Source organism: Alteromonas aestuariivivens (assembly GCF_003367475.1).
GTDB classification, from domain to species: Bacteria; Pseudomonadota; Gammaproteobacteria; order Enterobacterales; family Alteromonadaceae; genus Alteromonas; species Alteromonas aestuariivivens.
In genome coordinates this window covers 272,031-286,742 of the sequence record NZ_QRHA01000007.1, presented here as the reverse complement: position 1 = coordinate 286,742, position 14,712 = coordinate 272,031, and the positions used below count along the sequence as shown (strand labels likewise).

Sequence of the window (14,712 nt, the reverse complement as noted above, 5' to 3'; positions counted from 1 at the left end):
CATTTCCTGAGCCGGTGCAAGCCAAAAACCTAATTTATTTTCCTTTTTCTGCCAAAAACGCACCGAACGCTCAAAATCATAGCAAATAGCCGATTCTTTAACCTGCACAGCACACTGAAATATATCCCGGCCCTAAAGTTCATGCCCGCAAATGCGTCAGTTTTTTTAAGTAAAGGCAACAGAAAATGAAGAAAGCAAAGCTATAAAAACAAAAAAAACCTCTCGCTTGAGAGGTTTTTCAGATGACAACTTTCACATTGTTACAATGCGGAAATTTTCGACTCGGCCAGTTTGCTGGCTGAAGAGTTGGGATATTCACTTACAACTCGCTGGTAATACTGGCGCGCCTGACCCGCGTTACCGGTTCGGTGCGCAATATCACCGAGTTTCAACATTGCATCGGCTCGTTTGCTCGAACTGCCAAAACGGCTTACAACCACCGAAAACTCAGCCTGAGCGTCGGCCCATTGCTGTTTATTGAACAGCAACTGCCCTAGCCAATAATGCGCATTAGGTGCATATTCACTGTTAGGAAAACGCTCAATGAAAGACTGAAATGCCGGGATCGCTTTATCATACTCCCGGGACTTCAGTATCAGATTCACTGCTTCATCATACGCAGCGTCTTCGTCCGCAGTGGATGCAACTGAAACTGGCTGGTTTACAGCAGGTACCGACGCAGATGAGCCGGTACCGCCGGCCGGCTGCCCGGTAGCCATACCACCTTGCTTTAACGCTTCAACCCGTTTGTCAATTTCCAGGTACAGTTCCCGCTGGCGCTCGAGCACTTTTTCCAATTGGTAAGTGTGCTCCTCAACGGCACCGCGTAATTCGTCCACTTCCCCCTGCATGGCGTCAAGCTGCTGCTGAATGCGATGTTGCATTTCAGTTCGGCTGTCAACCATACGCTCGAGCACCTCAATACGCTGCTCAAGGTTTCCGTTGGAACCGTTTACGTCGTAAACCGGTGCCTGGGCACTCACAATACAGGGCACGCTCACAGCAGCGCCCAACAGCGCTGCCTGAACGAATCGATACGGCAAGGTGTGTTTAGGCATTACTGATAAACAACCACACCGCGACGGTTTTGCGCCATGGCGTACTCAGTAGCGCCCATAACTGCAGGTTTCTCTTCACCGTAAGATACGGTTGAAACCTGGCTGCTGCTAACGCCAGCGTTCAGCAGGTAGGTTTCTACTGCCTGTGCACGACGTTCACCCAGAGCAATGTTGTACTCAGGCGTGCCGCGCTGGTCGCAATGGCCTTCAATCACAACACTTTGAGAAGGGTTTTTGATCAGGAATTCAGCGTGTTTGCTCAGCAACGCCTGGAATTCAGGCTTGATGGTAGAACGGTCAAAATCGAAATAAACCGTCTGCTCTTTTTGCAGCATGTCCAGTTGCTGCTCAACCATTTCCTGTTGAGCCTGAAGGCGCTGGGCAGCTTCAGCCTGTACACGGGCTTCTTCAGCTTCACGAGCCTGACGCTCAGCGGCTGCCTGCTCCTGGGCAATACGATTACGCTCAGCTTCCAATTCTGCTTCAGAAGGTCCGGAGGAACAAGCCATCATAGTCACCACTGGCAAGGCGATAATGAAACTTTTCATTATTTTATTCATTTGCATGCTCTTTAATCCTTATTACTTATATTGCTTAATGTTCTGGTTCGTTAAAACAAAAAGGGTGACCAACTTGGCGATTTTACTTGCCCATTGGCTGCTGGCAACCTAGCTTTAAAGCGACCATCAAGAGATACTAAGGATAATACCTGAGTACCTTCATGCAAGGTGCTGTAAATAATCATGCTTCCATTCGGGGCAATACTGGGCGACTCATCCAAAAACGTTCGGGTCAGCACCTGCAATGCTCCATCGTCCAACGCCTGCTTGGCGATATGGTAATCTCCGCGGGTCTGATTCACCATAACCATCTGGCTACCATCAGGCGTCACCGTGCCACCGAGATTCTGCTCACCATCAAAAGTGAGGCGTCTCACTTTCCTAGTTGCTAAATTTACGCTATAAATCTGAGGTTTACCACCCCGCTCAGAGCTAAAAATCAAGCTCTTACCGTCCGGCGTCCACGCCGGTTCTGTATCAATCGCCCGGTTTCGGGTAATGCGGCGCGCTTCCCTGGTCGCAATGTCCATCACGTAAATCTCCGGATTACCATCTTTAGACAACACCATGGCCAATTGTTTGCCATCCGGAGAAAATACCGGGGCACCATTGATACCAGGAAAATTCGTCATCCTGGTGCGCTCCATCGTATAGATATCCTGTATGAATATTTGCGGGCGCTTATTCTCAAAACTCACATACGCGAGCTTTTCGCCATCCGGTGACCAAGCTGGGGACATTAACGGTTCTGGAGATGACAGTAAACGGGTTTCGTTTTCACCATCGTAATCCGCTATGACCAACTGGTATGGAAGTTCATACTTTTCCCGATCACGTACAATCACATAAGCAATGCGGGTAAGAAACGCACCGCGTACGCCAGTGAGCTTCTCGTACACTACATCACTCACCCGATGTGCGTACTGTCGAAAGTCACGCCCGGCTATCACCGCCTGGCGGGCTTCGATAATGTGATCGTTGCTGGCAACCAGCTGGCCATTACTCAGCACCTGGGACTTGCCACCGGTAATTTGCCCGCGAAGCACATCTATCAACTGGTACGACACTGTGTAACGGTCAACTGACTCTTGCTCGATTGCCCCAACCAACACTACGTCTACGCCACTGGAGGCCCATGCAGAATAATTCACTTCCGCGTCGGATGAAGGCAATTGGGGCATGCGCTCTACAGCAATCGGATTAAACTTGCCGCTGCGCATCAAATCGGCCATTACCACCTCGGAAATATCGCCGGGCAAAGCGCCCTGCCCTTTCCACTTGAAAGGTACCACCCCGATTGGACGGGCACTGTCGATACCTTCTGTAATTACGATTTCCAGAGTCGCACGGGCCATAGAGCTCACACATAGCGTCACTACGCCAAGCCAAATTCCCAGATTTCTGATTGTCACTACAATTCCACCCTTACATTGATGTCTTTTAATTGCTCATACACATCCGGCGCGTCGGACATGGGCATTCTGTCCGGTCTCAGTACCGCACTCTGAGCTGCCCGGCACAAAGCCGGATCGCCGTCGAGTATGGTTACCTTGGTTACCAGCCCGGTTGTAGCCAGCCTGATATTGAGACGGCACTGTTTGCCTTTGAAACTGTCATCTTCGATAAGAAAACGCATAATGGTCTGTTTGATCAAAGCCTGATAGCGTTCCACCTCTGACAACACCTGCTGTCTTCGGCGTTGTTGCTGGGCAGCCTGCTCCGCAGCGAGCTGCTCCTGCATTATCTTTTCCATTTGCGCCTTTTGTTCGGCCTCTTTGCGTTTGCGCTCCGCCTCAGCTTTCTGTTGAGCTTCACGCTCTTTGCGCTGCTGTTCTTTCTGCCTGGCTATGCGCTCCAGCTCTTTTTGCCGCTGTTGCTCTTTTTGCGCAGCTTCCTTTCGGGCACGTTCTTTCTGGGCCGCCAACTCCTGGCGACGCTTACGCTCGGCAACTTCCCGGGCCTTACGCTGGCGCTCCGCTTCTTCCGCACGTGCCTGGGCTTCCGCCTGCGCCTGGGCACGCTGTTGATCGGCAATGGCCTGGGCATCAATAAAAGTCGCCTGAATTACTGGCGCGCTGGGAGATGGTAGGTCCGGAAGCGGGTCCGGAGAAAAAGTGACGCTTATCAGCAACACAATGGCTATTGCCAGATGCACACCCAGCGACTTATATACCGCAACCTGCATGGGAGTCATAAATTCACTCTGACCCTTAATCCGGTTCAACAGGATCGGTCATGAGCCCAACGGAAGGCACCCCAGCCTTTTGCAACACAACCATCAACTGGATGACCTCGTTATAGGCAACAGCACCGTCGCCTTTTACAACCACGGGTGTATTCGGCTCTTTCTGCAGTTGTGCCTGCACCAATGCCGCCAGTTCATCAGCTTCCAGAACCTGCTGATCGTCTCCGACATTAAGGTAATAGTTGCCCTGCACGTCAACGGAGGCTATCAGAGGGGGCGTATCTTCCTGCTCGATCGGGTTGGCACTGGCCTTGGGCAGGTCCACCTTCACGCCCTGAGATATCAAAGGCGCAGTAACCATAAAAATAATCAGCAGTACCAGCATCACATCGATGTAAGGCACCACATTGATTTCCGAAACCGGTCGACGGCGTTTTCTTACGTACATAGTTGTCCTCCTGGCGGGAATATTGCCTGCTTAAGCATTATGCCTGCTGGGAAGCAATGGCCTGGCGATGCAGAATGGCGGAAAACTCTTCCATAAAATTGCCATAGCTGTTTTCCAGTTTTTCAACCTGATGACTGAAACGGTTGTAGGCGATGACCGCCGGAATGGCCGCAAACAATCCAATAGCTGTAGCGATCAGCGCTTCGGCAATACCAGGTGCCACCATGGCCAGTGTTGCCTGCTGGACTTCACCCAGTGCGATAAACGCGTTCATGATGCCCCATACGGTACCGAACAAACCAATGTAAGGACTGATAGAACCGGCAGTTGCCAAAAACGGCAGGCGACTTTCCAGTTCTTCCACCTCCCGCGACATACTCACCCGCATTGCGCGATAGGTACCGTCTACAATGCCATTGGTGCTGGTGTTGCTTTTTCTCAGCCGAACAAACTCTTTAAATCCGGCACAAAAAATACTGGCTATGCCGGATACGTTGTCATGGGAGGAAACTTCCTGGTATAGCTTGTTCAAATCGGCGCCTGACCAGAATTTATCTTCAAACTGGCGCATTTCTTCCCTGGCACCGCCCAATGCGCGGCTACGCTGGAAAATAAACGTCCAGGAAGCGACAGAAACTCCAAGCAGGAGCAACATGATCAGTTGTACAACGAAGCTCGCCTGCAGGAACAGGCCAATAAAGGTCAGATCAGATGACACGCGTTAATTCCCCTACTAAAGTGCGTGGTAATTTCCGGGCTCGCATTTTCTCCGGATCCACACAGGCAACTTGTATTTCCGCAGATACCAGCTGGTTACCCTGCGAATTTTTTATGATTTGTTGAAACGTCAAACTAGCGCCCTTTAATTCTACAACCTCGGATTCAATACTCAACAGCTGATTGAAGCGGGCAGGCGCATAGTTATGCATTTCAACCCGTTTGACGACGAAAGCCACCGATTGTTCCATCAGCGAGTCCTGCTCAAAGCCCAGCTCCCGTAACCACTCCGTGCGCGCCCGCTCCATAAATTTCAAATAGTTGGCGTAATAAACAATGCCACCAGCGTCAGTATCCTCGTAATAAACGCGCACAGAAAATTGATGCATAGTTATAAATTTAACCCCAGCAAATTTTATCAGAACCAGGAATTTAGACACTCCTGAAAAATTTCCCCAGCTACTTTTCATTGAGCCAGAAGCCAATCGGAGCTCGCATTTTAACCGCACAGAGCGAATAGGTTAACAGTCTGCTCACACATTAGTTTTTCTAATTAGAAAAACTAATTTTACTCAATTGTCGAAAGTAAGGATTCACCTATAATGCGCGCCATCAGTCGTACAGAATGTGATGGTGCAAACGGTCACGAAAGAGTTTTTCTCCTGTTTGACATGAGTTCCCTGGATTTATTTCCTTCAACACTTGTTGTTTCGCCCGCTCTTTTGAGCGGGCTTTTTTTTGCCTGCGTGAAAGCAGGCAAGTTAACGGTGCATCAGTCTTTTATGTCAAACCCAAAATGCAGGTAAGCCCGCTGGGACACAATTCGCCCCCTTGGCGTGCGTTGCAAAAAACCCTGCTGGATGAGAAACGGCTCTATCACATCTTCAATGGTTTCTTTTTCCTCACCGATTGCCGCCGCCAGGTTATCAAGCCCCACCGGTCCTCCATCAAACTTATCGATGATAGCGGTCAGCAATTTTCGGTCCATGTAGTCGAAGCCTTCCTTGTCCACATCAAGCATATCGAGTGCCTGTGCAGCAACATCAACAGTAACTGACCCATCGGCTTTGATTTCGGCATAGTCGCGCACCCTGCGCAGCAAACGGTTTGCGATACGTGGTGTTCCTCGCGAGCGGCGCGCCACTTCCCGCGCACCGTCAACGTCCATATCAAGGTTCAAATACCCGGCGCTGCGCTGTACGATAGTTGTCAGGTCGGTAACGGAATAAAACTCCAGACGCTGAACAATGCCGAATCTGTCACGCAATGGCGACGTTAATGAACCGGCCCGGGTAGTGGCGCCGACCAGCGTGAACGGTGGTAAGTCCAGTTTGATAGAGCGAGCCGCCGGCCCTTCACCAATCATAATATCGAGCTGATAGTCTTCCATGGCGGGGTAAAGAATTTCTTCAACCACTGGGCTCAGGCGATGGATTTCATCAATAAACAACACATCGTTTTGTTCAAGGTTAGTCAGCAGTGCGGCCAAATCGCCGGCTTTTTCCAATACAGGCCCGGATGTGGTTTTAATGTTTACGCCCATTTCATTGGCGACGATGTTTGCCAACGTGGTTTTACCCAAACCCGGAGGGCCAAATATCAAAAGGTGATCCAAAGCATCTTCGCGATTGCGGGCCGCCTGAATGAAAATTTCCATCTGCTCGCATACGTGCCGCTGCCCGGTATAATCCGCCAGCATTTTGGGGCGTATGGCGCGGTCTATAATTTCGTCTTCACTGCTGGCTGCAGGCGCAATGAGTCGGTCGGCTTCAATCATGAGTTATTTGTCTCTAAATCGCGGCTTTCAGGGCTTCCCGGATAACGTTTTCGCTCTCCATACCCTCTTTGTAAACGCTGTTAACCATTTTGCTCGCCTGAGCTGGTTTATACCCCAGCGCAACCAACGCACTGAGGGCTTCCTCTTTCACGTCATTCACCGTCACGCGGGCATCAGACGGCGCTTCCTGACCCGGCAAAACGGGCAGGCTGGTTTCCTGCTGACGGCTGAATTTGGCCAGACGATCTTTTAATTCAACCACCAGCCGCTCAGCGGTCTTTTTACCAATGCCGGGAAGGCTAACCAAAGCGGAAACATCTTCCTGCTGAACGCTGGTCAAAAACTGGCTGGCAGACATACCTGACAGAATTGTCAGGCCAAGTTTGGGACCAACACCATTGGCTTTGATCAGCTCCCGAAACAAACTGCGTTCAAGTTTTTCTGCAAAACCAAACAGCAGCTGGGCGTCTTCGCGCACCACGAAATGGGTATACACGGCAACCTGCTCGCCCACTGACGGCAGCTGGTAGAAACTGGTCATGGGCATCTGAATTTCATAGCCGACGCCACCTACATCGATCAACACTTCCGGGGGTTGCTTTTCGAGCAAGGTTCCTTGAATACGGCCTATCATAATGCTTTGTTTACCTCTTATCGCAGTCTTCTGCGTACTGTCTTACTGGCCTGACCGGCTAGCCGGATCAAGCTCTGTTCGGTGTGCGCGTGGCACAGGGCCACAGCCAGTGCGTCTGCAGCATCGGCCTGTGGCGTTCCCGGCAATTGCAACAAGTGTTTGACCATGTGCTGTACCTGGGCCTTTTCCGCCCCGCCTTTTCCCACTACCGCCTGTTTGATTTGCCGCGCTGAATATTCAGCAACCGGCAATTGGGCCTGAGTAGCAGCAACAATTGCTGCGCCCCTGGCCTGCCCAAGCTTAAGCGCAGAGTCCGGATTCTTGGCCATAAACACTTGCTCAATGGCAAATTGCTCCGGCTGAAACTGGCGAACAATGTCGCTCACGCCGGTGTAAATCTGAGCCAACCGCTCAGCGAGCGTATCGCCCTTGATTCGAATACAGCCACTGGCTACATACACCAGCTTGGTCTGCCTGCGGGCGATAACTCCATATCCGGTTACTCTGGACCCTGGATCAATACCCAGTATTATCATTAATTCCCTCCGGGTACAAACCGTTCCACCGCATCACGGTTGGACGGGGACCACAATTTCGCCAACGCATCGGATTTAGCCAGCCACTCAAAGGCGAGATGTTCCGTTAACTGTATCGCCTGACGGCTGTCCACTTGAGCGATAAAAACATATTCGGTGTTGAATCTGGTGTCGGGTGGATATCGGTGTCGCCAGCGAGAACGGATGGGATACTGATTGGTGATTTGGCAATCTCTGATTTGCCCTGAGGTTGGGCTGAGCGTCAGCCCGGTTTCCTCAGCCACTTCACGGTAGGCGGTATCGACAGGCTGCTCGCCCTCCTCCAGCGCCCCGGTAACCGATTGCCAGAATTCGGGGTCATCCTTACGCTGCAACACCAGTACCCGGTGATGTTGATCATACAACACCACCAGGACAGATTCCGGGCGCTTGTACTTCATTTATTCAGCAGTCTTTTTCACCACAGTTATGGCCAGATCGTCCAGTTGCTGAGGGTTTGCCGGGCTTGGAGCGTCGGTCAACGGGCACGCCGCAGTGGTGGTTTTCGGGAATGCCATTACGTCACGAATGGATGTCGCCCCGGTCATTAGCATTACCAGACGATCCAGACCGAACGCCAGGCCGGCATGTGGCGGCGCACCAAACTGCAGAGCTTCCAGCAGGAAGCCAAACTTGTTGCGCGCTTCCTCTTCCTCAATCCCCAGAATACTGAATACCGCTGACTGCATTTGCTGATCATGGATACGCACCGAGCCGCCCCCCAGTTCCACACCATTGAGCACCATGTCATACGCATCCGACAATGCGCCCACCGGATTGGCTTTGAGTTCTTCGGCTGTAAGGCCCCGTGGTGAGGTAAATGGGTGATGCAAGGCATGCAGAGCGCCGTCTACTTCTTCAAACATCGGGAAGTCAACAACCCACAGCGGGCGCCACTCACCTTCCAGCAAGTCAAAATCGTTACCCAGCTTCAGACGCAGTGCGCCCATGGCTTCAGTCACTACTGTTGCGCTGTCAGCGCCAAACAGCAGGATATCGCCGTCCTGAGCACCCGTGCGTTCGATGATGGCATCCGTTATTTCGGCACTAAGGAACTTCAGTACCGGCGACTGCAAACCATCCTGACCCTTGGCTTTCTCATTAACCTTAACCCAAGCCAGACCTTTGGCGCCATAGATGCCTACAAACCTGGTGTAGTCATCAATTTGCTTGCGCGACAGACTGGCACCACCGGGGACGCGAATAACGGTTACACGCCCCTTGGCATCGTTTGCCGGGCCGCTGAATACCTTAAATTCGACACTTTGCATCAAATCGGCCACGTCAACCAGCTCCAGTGGGTTACGCAAGTCCGGCTTGTCACTGCCGTAGCGCTGCATGGCTTCAGCGTAAGTCATACGCGGGAACTCACCCAAATCCACATCCAGCATGGTTTTGAACAGGTCGCGGATCATGGCTTCAGTGATAGACATCACCCCTTCGGCGTCCAAAAAGGTGGTTTCAATATCAATCTGGGTGAATTCAGGCTGGCGATCTGCACGCAAATCTTCGTCGCGGAAACATTTTACGATTTGATAGTAGCGGTCCATACCCGACATCATCAGCAATTGTTTAAACAACTGTGGTGACTGAGGCAATGCGAAAAATTCGCCTTTGTGAGTGCGGCTCGGAACCAGATAATCCCGCGCACCTTCCGGCGTAGCTTTGGTCAGGATTGGGGTTTCAATATCCAGAAACCCCTGCTCTTCCAAAAAGCGGCGTACGGCACCGGTAACCTTGGCGCGGAATTGCAGGCGCTGGCTCATTACTGGGCGGCGCAGATCGAGATAGCGGTAACGCAGACGCTGCTCTTCCGAGTTTTCCTGGTTCCAGTCCAGCGGCAGTACCGCCGATTTGTTGATCACTTCAAGGCCAGTACCCAGTATTTCAATTTCACCGGTTTTCATCTGTGCATTTACCTGGCCTTGCGGGCGCGGGCGAACCTTTCCGGTTAATCTGACACAAAACTCACCACGCAGGGTATTGGCCACTTCCAGTACATCAGGCAGATCAGGGTCAAACACCACCTGCACCATTCCCTCACGATCACGCAAATCGATAAAAATAACGCCGCCTAAATCCCGACGTTTGTTTACCCAACCGCAAAGGGTTACTTCTTGTCCGATGTATGATGAATCAATATTCCCACAGTAATCTGTGCGCATGGTCCCTGACCTCTGGTAGTTTTTCTTAAGCGTTGCATTCAATTTTGCTTCGTTGAAGGAGTGGTTGCGCATTCGGGTGCGCAATGCTTCAATGTTGGCTCATTTCACCGGTGAACCCGGGAAAAAGCAGCACAACCAAGCTGATCTATCTTCAGCAACTCAATGACAAAATAAAGGCCGCATAGTATAAACAAATGCATCGCAAAGCCCAATGACAAATCCATCCAAATCCGTGCCTTCTGAGTCTGAATTGCCCCCCGTTTATATTGGTCTGCCCTTATGGCAGCACCCACATTGGCCAACGCATTGGTTTGGGCAAAATACCGCGCGACAAAACGGCCTGGCATTTTATGCCCGCCAAATGAACAGTGTGGAGGGCAATACCACGTTTTATTCGCTGCCCGATACACAGACCCTGCTGCGCTGGAAGGAGCAAACCCCCGAAGAGTTCCGTTTTACCTTCAAGTTTCACCAGCACATTTCTCATAAGCTCAATTTGGTGAATACACAAGAGCTGGTGAGCAAACAACTGGAATTACTTTCATTGCTGGGTCCAAGGCTTGGCCTTGTCATGCTGCAGTTGCCTGCGTCTTTCGGACCACAAAGGCTGGATGTTCTTGGCCGGTTTCTGGCGGCACTTCCAACAACCGTTGATTACGGTGTAGAGGTGCGTCACCCCGCTTTCTTTGCCAAGGGGGATGAGGAGCGCAGCCTCAACCAGTTATTACTGGAACATGGAATTAACCGTGTGATCATGGACACCCGGGCGTTGTTCACCGGGCCGTCTGACAGTGAACTCACCACGGAGGTAAGGGGCAAAAAACCCAGGGTACCGGTTAATGTGATTGCCACCGCTAAAGCACCGGTGGCTAGGTTTGTTGGTGGGAATAACGCTGAAGTCAATCTCAAATGTTTACAGCCCTGGGTAAGCAAATGCCACCAGTGGCGTCTGCAGGGGCTGTCACCCTATCTGTTCTTTCACCGCCCGGACAACAGGGATTCGCCCTGGCTGGCACAACAATTTATCAGCTCCTACAATCTGAAACACCCGGGCTCCCCCCTGCCTGAGATCATCTTTCCGCCCAGTGCCCTGCAAGAAAAGCTGTTTTAATTTTAAAACAGCAGCCAGCCAGTTCAAGGACTGCCTGTAAGCCCACACAGAGCGATAGCAATTAGCGAAAATCGCTGGCGTCCAGATCATGCTTTTTCATCAGCTTGTGCATATCGGTACGGTTGCGCCCGGCCAATTCTGCTGCCCGGGTTACATTTCCATCGGTCATTTTCAATAGCTTGTGCAAATACTTTTGCTCGAACGCATCCCGGGCTTCCGTCAGCGTAGGCCAACTCTGCTTGGTTGCTGACAGCGCCTGCTCCACCAGATGCAAAGGAATAACCGGAGTCTGGGTCAGAGCAACACATTGCTCCACCACATTCACCAGTTGACGAACGTTGCCCGGCCAGTTGGTTTTCACCATCAACTGAAGCGCGTCATCAGAAAACTGCGTAACATTGACCCCATGGCGCTGGGCACTATGTTGCAACAGAGAGCGGGCGAGCAACGGAATGTCTTCACTGCGTTCCTTCAGTGAGGGCAGCTTCAAATTCACCACGTTGAGGCGGTAATAGAGATCTTCACGAAAACTGCCCTCTTCCATCTCCTTGTGCAGATCTTTGTGAGTAGCGGAAATGATACGTACGTCAATGTCAATGTGCTTGCTGCTACCCACCGGACGGATTTGTCTCTCCTGCAGAGCCCGCAGCAATTTGACCTGAAGTGTCATCGGCATATCGCCAATTTCATCCAGAAACAGGGTACCGCCATCGGCTTCCCGAAACAGGCCGGCGTTGGCCTGCACTGCACCGGTAAACGCCCCTTTAGCGTGCCCGAACAATTCTGATTCCAACAGATTTTCCGGCAGAGCCCCACAGTTAATAGCCACAAAGGGCTTATTGCTACGCTTGCTTGCACGGTGAATGGCGTTGGCCAGCAGCTCCTTTCCGGTACCACTGGCACCACTGATCAAAACGCTGACTTCACGCTGGGCAATGCGGTAGGCTTGGTCCAGTACATTCAGCATTTCCGGCGAGCGGGTAATAATATCCTGACACCATTCGCCTGGCTGGGCTGCCAGTGACTGGCTGAGAGCCTTGTTCAGCAGGCTGCGCAGTTCGTCATGATCAACGGGCTTGGTCAGAAATCCAAATACTCCCCGTTGGGTCGCTGCCACGGCATCCGAAATGGTACCGTGGGCAGTCATCAGAATAACGGGAATATCTTTGCGTATTCCCATGATTTCTTCAAACAGACTCAGCCCGTCCAGACCCGGCATACGCAAATCGCTGAGTACCACATCGAAGTCATCGCTGCGAATTTTTTTCAGCGCCGCCTGACCGTCTTCCACTGCCGTAACTTTATACCCTTCTCCTTCCAGCCGGATCGTCAGTAAGCGCAGCAGGCTCTTGTCATCATCTACCAACAGTAACTGGGGTGGTGTGCCTGATTTATTGCTCATTGCTGAGTACTCCTGTTTTTGTCCATCAGTGTTGCTTCAATCTGCAACAATTCTTCAATTTGCTTACGCTGTGCTTCCAGTTCTTCCCTGAGGTTCTCCATTGACTGTGCCTGTTGAGTGTTCACCCGGCTTAGTAACGTTATGGCTGATTCAAATTCCAATAACTGGGTGTTGGGCCGGGACACCAGCGTGTTCACAGCTTCTATTACCTGCGGGTTCAGTACAGACTGGATCTCAGTGAGATAGTTTTGTGCCCGCAGCCTGTCCTGATATGGGGTATCGGTTGGTAGCGACAACACTATTTTCTTGAGGGTATCGGGTAACGATGTGCCCAGTTCAGCCAGCAGGGCTTTTCGCTGGGGCCAGCGCATTGCGTCTGCTTCAACCCACATGCGCACCCAATAACCGATATCGCACTGGCCAACAAATGACTCAACGTCCCTGGGCACAATGCACAGTGGCGGTGACTTCTGTTCAGTACTGTAAACATGCTGAATTACCGGCGCCGGTGCAGGTGGCATTTGCTCCTGAGTGGCTTTGCACCCCTGCAATATTGCCAGCATCAGCACTACCGTCATTGTTCTCATTTAAAGCATTTCCTTTTGCGGTATTCTTACTCTGAAACAAACGTCAGCATAATCCACGTCCACCACTTCCACATCCCCGTGCATCAGGCGCGCGCAATCAGACACAATAGACAACCCCAGCCCGGTACCAATGACATTGTCATTACGTGGTTCATCGCCACGAATAAAAGGCTCAAACAGATTCGCAGCTTTGTCCTTTGCAATACGTTTGCCCCGATTAGCGACATCCAGAATGGCCATTTCCTGATCAAGGTAAATTCGCATGTTAATTGGCCGCCCGGGCGCACCGTGCGCCACAGCGTTAGACACCAGATTATCTAAAATACGCCGATATAATTCCTCATCAACACGAATTTTTTCCACCATGATGTCAACTGTCACTTCCCTGTCCTGCAATGCCAGTGCGTAGTCTTCCAGACATTCACTGACCAGTTGTCTGGGGCTGGCAAAAATAAAAGTCGGCTGGGCCTGCTGAAGCAATAAATTATAATCCAGCAGTTTTTCCACCAGCGTGTTGAGGCGCTGGGTGCTGGACATCAGCAATGAAAGGATTTCCATCTGCGAGGCATTCATTTCGCCAACCACCTGATCTGACAACAGGCTACAGCCTTCTTTAATACTGGCCAGAGGGGTTTTCAATTCATGCGCGGCATGACGTAACAGGGCCGTACGGATATGTTCCAGTTGTTTGAGGCGATCCGCCAGCCAGTGCAAATCCTTCTCTACCCCTATCAGTTCCCTGGGTGCCTGAGTGGACAAGGGCGGAAGCTGCCCCTGTTGCTGTGCCAGTATGCGAATGATTTGTTTGAGTTTTTTAACCGGATTTACTATCAGTTGGGTGCCAAGGAGGATAAGCAGCAAGGATACGCTGACCAGCATAGCAGTCAGCCAGGCCTGTTTGGCCTGCATCGCCGTTAAATCGTCTTTTTGAATCGCCAATCGTTGTTGTATCGCCTGGTCTACGTCCGAACGCAACTGCACAACGCTGGCATTCAACGACGCCAGATACGCATTCAGTAAAAGTTGATCGTTGATGGTACGAAAGTTTTCCAGTTGCTGTATGTGCTGCGCCAGTTTTTGACACGCTCCAAACTGGTTGAGGCGCTCACATAAAGCCAGTTTCGCATCATTGAATTGCTGGATGGCATTATCCGTAAGCTCGGCGACGGTTTCATTCTTAATCACCGAATATTGTCGCAGACTGCGTTCAAGGTCGATGGTTGCACTGTCAAGTTGCTGCATCAGTCCAACTGCGCTGACCACAAAGCGGGTTTCCACACTGGTCATGCGGCCGACTTTGGCAAGGTCATTCTGGCTTTGCCACAACAATGCAATCAGCGGCACCAAAGCCAGTACAAAGCTCCCCAACGTTAATTGGCGTAAAGAACCGAGTTGCACTAATCGCTCACTGATAGAAGACCGGTCAATCAGAATGGCATACCCCTAAAGTGCCCGCAAGGGCGGATGGCCCAAAGCTGGCCAACCGCATAATG

16 protein-coding genes are annotated in these 14,712 nt (G+C 51.4%); 1 reads left to right on the top strand and 15 read right to left on the bottom strand.

All coding sequences use genetic code 11. The features are described from left to right. Nucleotides 1-260: 260 nt before the first annotated feature. From ybgF to aspS, 12 genes are all read right to left on the bottom strand, one after another. Nucleotides 261-1,058, bottom strand: a complete 798-nt coding sequence (ybgF, locus tag DXV75_RS11630) for a tol-pal system protein YbgF (RefSeq protein ID WP_115593574.1) — start codon at nt 1,056-1,058, stop codon at nt 261-263. After that, nucleotides 1,058-1,624, bottom strand: a complete 567-nt coding sequence (gene pal / locus DXV75_RS11625; protein WP_115593573.1) for a peptidoglycan-associated lipoprotein Pal — start codon at nt 1,622-1,624, stop codon at nt 1,058-1,060. The genes ybgF and pal overlap by 1 nt, the downstream gene beginning before the upstream one ends. 44 nt (nt 1,625-1,668) lie before the next feature. After that, complete coding sequence (gene tolB, locus DXV75_RS11620; protein WP_425451705.1) at nt 1,669-2,973, bottom strand: Tol-Pal system beta propeller repeat protein TolB; 1,305 nt, start codon at nt 2,971-2,973, stop codon at nt 1,669-1,671. A 56-nt stretch (nt 2,974-3,029) separates the two neighbouring features. Then, nucleotides 3,030-3,812 (bottom strand): cell envelope integrity protein TolA, encoded by a 783-nt coding sequence (gene tolA / locus DXV75_RS11615; RefSeq protein WP_115593572.1) that lies wholly within the window; start codon nt 3,810-3,812, stop codon nt 3,030-3,032. Nucleotides 3,813-3,828: 16 nt separating this feature from the next. Next, on the bottom strand, nt 3,829-4,251 hold the full coding sequence (gene tolR / locus DXV75_RS11610; RefSeq protein ID WP_115593571.1) for a protein TolR: 423 nt from the start codon (nt 4,249-4,251) through the stop codon (nt 3,829-3,831). 37 nt (nt 4,252-4,288) lie between these two features. After that, on the bottom strand, nt 4,289-4,969 hold the full coding sequence (tolQ, locus tag DXV75_RS11605) for a protein TolQ (protein ID WP_115593570.1): 681 nt from the start codon (nt 4,967-4,969) through the stop codon (nt 4,289-4,291). Further along, the gene (gene ybgC / locus DXV75_RS11600; RefSeq protein ID WP_115593615.1) at nt 4,959-5,357 is read right to left on the bottom strand and encodes a tol-pal system-associated acyl-CoA thioesterase; all 399 of its coding nucleotides are present in this window, start codon (nt 5,355-5,357) and stop codon (nt 4,959-4,961) included. The genes tolQ and ybgC overlap by 11 nt, the downstream gene beginning before the upstream one ends. Before the next feature lie 383 nt (nt 5,358-5,740). Beyond that, nucleotides 5,741-6,745, bottom strand: coding sequence for a Holliday junction branch migration DNA helicase RuvB (gene ruvB / locus DXV75_RS11595; protein ID WP_115593569.1), 1,005 nt, complete (start codon nt 6,743-6,745; stop codon nt 5,741-5,743). A 13-nt stretch (nt 6,746-6,758) separates the two neighbouring features. After that, nucleotides 6,759-7,379 carry a Holliday junction branch migration protein RuvA gene (ruvA, locus tag DXV75_RS11590; RefSeq protein WP_115593568.1) on the bottom strand — a complete coding sequence of 207 codons (621 nt, stop codon included), beginning with the start codon at nt 7,377-7,379 and terminating at the stop codon, nt 6,759-6,761. Between the two features lie 17 nt (nt 7,380-7,396). Then, a complete protein-coding gene (gene ruvC, locus DXV75_RS11585; RefSeq protein ID WP_115593567.1) occupies nt 7,397-7,915 on the bottom strand; it encodes a crossover junction endodeoxyribonuclease RuvC in 519 nt (172 codons plus the stop codon). Next, nucleotides 7,915-8,355 carry a dihydroneopterin triphosphate diphosphatase gene (gene nudB / locus DXV75_RS11580; protein ID WP_115593566.1) on the bottom strand — a complete coding sequence of 147 codons (441 nt, stop codon included), beginning with the start codon at nt 8,353-8,355 and terminating at the stop codon, nt 7,915-7,917. Before nudB ends, ruvC begins: the two co-directional genes overlap by 1 nt. Next, nucleotides 8,356-10,119 carry an aspartate--tRNA ligase gene (gene aspS, locus DXV75_RS11575; protein ID WP_115593614.1) on the bottom strand — a complete coding sequence of 588 codons (1,764 nt, stop codon included), beginning with the start codon at nt 10,117-10,119 and terminating at the stop codon, nt 8,356-8,358. A gap of 211 nt (nt 10,120-10,330) precedes the next feature. Between aspS and DXV75_RS11570 the strand changes: the two genes are divergently transcribed. Next, nucleotides 10,331-11,230: a DUF72 domain-containing protein gene (locus DXV75_RS11570; RefSeq protein ID WP_115593565.1), complete on the top strand. Its 900-nt coding sequence runs from the start codon at nt 10,331-10,333 to the stop codon at nt 11,228-11,230. Nucleotides 11,231-11,291: 61 nt separating this feature from the next. Here the strand turns inward: DXV75_RS11570 and DXV75_RS11565 are convergent, their stop codons facing one another. The 3 genes from DXV75_RS11565 to DXV75_RS11555 are packed head-to-tail and all read right to left on the bottom strand — an operon-like array spanning nt 11,292 to nt 14,617. Beyond that, nucleotides 11,292-12,632, bottom strand: a complete 1,341-nt coding sequence (locus DXV75_RS11565; protein WP_115593564.1) for a sigma 54-interacting transcriptional regulator — start codon at nt 12,630-12,632, stop codon at nt 11,292-11,294. After that, the gene (locus tag DXV75_RS11560) at nt 12,629-13,219 is read right to left on the bottom strand and encodes a hypothetical protein (protein WP_115593563.1); all 591 of its coding nucleotides are present in this window, start codon (nt 13,217-13,219) and stop codon (nt 12,629-12,631) included. The genes DXV75_RS11565 and DXV75_RS11560 overlap by 4 nt, the downstream gene beginning before the upstream one ends. Then, nucleotides 13,220-14,617, bottom strand: coding sequence for a sensor histidine kinase (locus tag DXV75_RS11555; RefSeq protein WP_115593562.1), 1,398 nt, complete (start codon nt 14,615-14,617; stop codon nt 13,220-13,222). Nucleotides 14,618-14,712 lie beyond the last annotated feature (95 nt).

Excerpts from the sequence above, each read along its gene's own strand:
- ybgC (WP_115593615.1), bottom strand. The coding sequence starts at position 5,357 with ATGCATCAATTTTCTGTGCGCGTTTATTACGAGGATACTGACGCTGGT.
- ybgF (WP_115593574.1), bottom strand. The coding sequence starts at position 1,058 with ATGCCTAAACACACCTTGCCGTATCGATTCGTTCAGGCAGCGCTGTTG.
- tolB (WP_425451705.1), bottom strand. The coding sequence starts at position 2,973 with ATGGCCCGTGCGACTCTGGAAATCGTAATTACAGAAGGTATCGACAGT.
- DXV75_RS11560 (WP_115593563.1), bottom strand. The coding sequence starts at position 13,219 with ATGAGAACAATGACGGTAGTGCTGATGCTGGCAATATTGCAGGGGTGC.
- DXV75_RS11570 (WP_115593565.1), top strand. The coding sequence starts at position 10,331 with ATGACAAATCCATCCAAATCCGTGCCTTCTGAGTCTGAATTGCCCCCC.
- tolA (WP_115593572.1), bottom strand. The coding sequence starts at position 3,812 with ATGACTCCCATGCAGGTTGCGGTATATAAGTCGCTGGGTGTGCATCTG.
- ruvB (WP_115593569.1), bottom strand. The coding sequence starts at position 6,745 with ATGATTGAAGCCGACCGACTCATTGCGCCTGCAGCCAGCAGTGAAGAC.
- ruvA (WP_115593568.1), bottom strand. The coding sequence starts at position 7,379 with ATGATAGGCCGTATTCAAGGAACCTTGCTCGAAAAGCAACCCCCGGAA.
- DXV75_RS11565 (WP_115593564.1), bottom strand. The coding sequence starts at position 12,632 with ATGAGCAATAAATCAGGCACACCACCCCAGTTACTGTTGGTAGATGAT.
- nudB (WP_115593566.1), bottom strand. The coding sequence starts at position 8,355 with ATGAAGTACAAGCGCCCGGAATCTGTCCTGGTGGTGTTGTATGATCAA.
- pal (WP_115593573.1), bottom strand. The coding sequence starts at position 1,624 with ATGCAAATGAATAAAATAATGAAAAGTTTCATTATCGCCTTGCCAGTG.
- aspS (WP_115593614.1), bottom strand. The coding sequence starts at position 10,119 with ATGCGCACAGATTACTGTGGGAATATTGATTCATCATACATCGGACAA.
- ruvC (WP_115593567.1), bottom strand. The coding sequence starts at position 7,915 with ATGATAATACTGGGTATTGATCCAGGGTCCAGAGTAACCGGATATGGA.
- tolR (WP_115593571.1), bottom strand. The coding sequence starts at position 4,251 with ATGTACGTAAGAAAACGCCGTCGACCGGTTTCGGAAATCAATGTGGTG.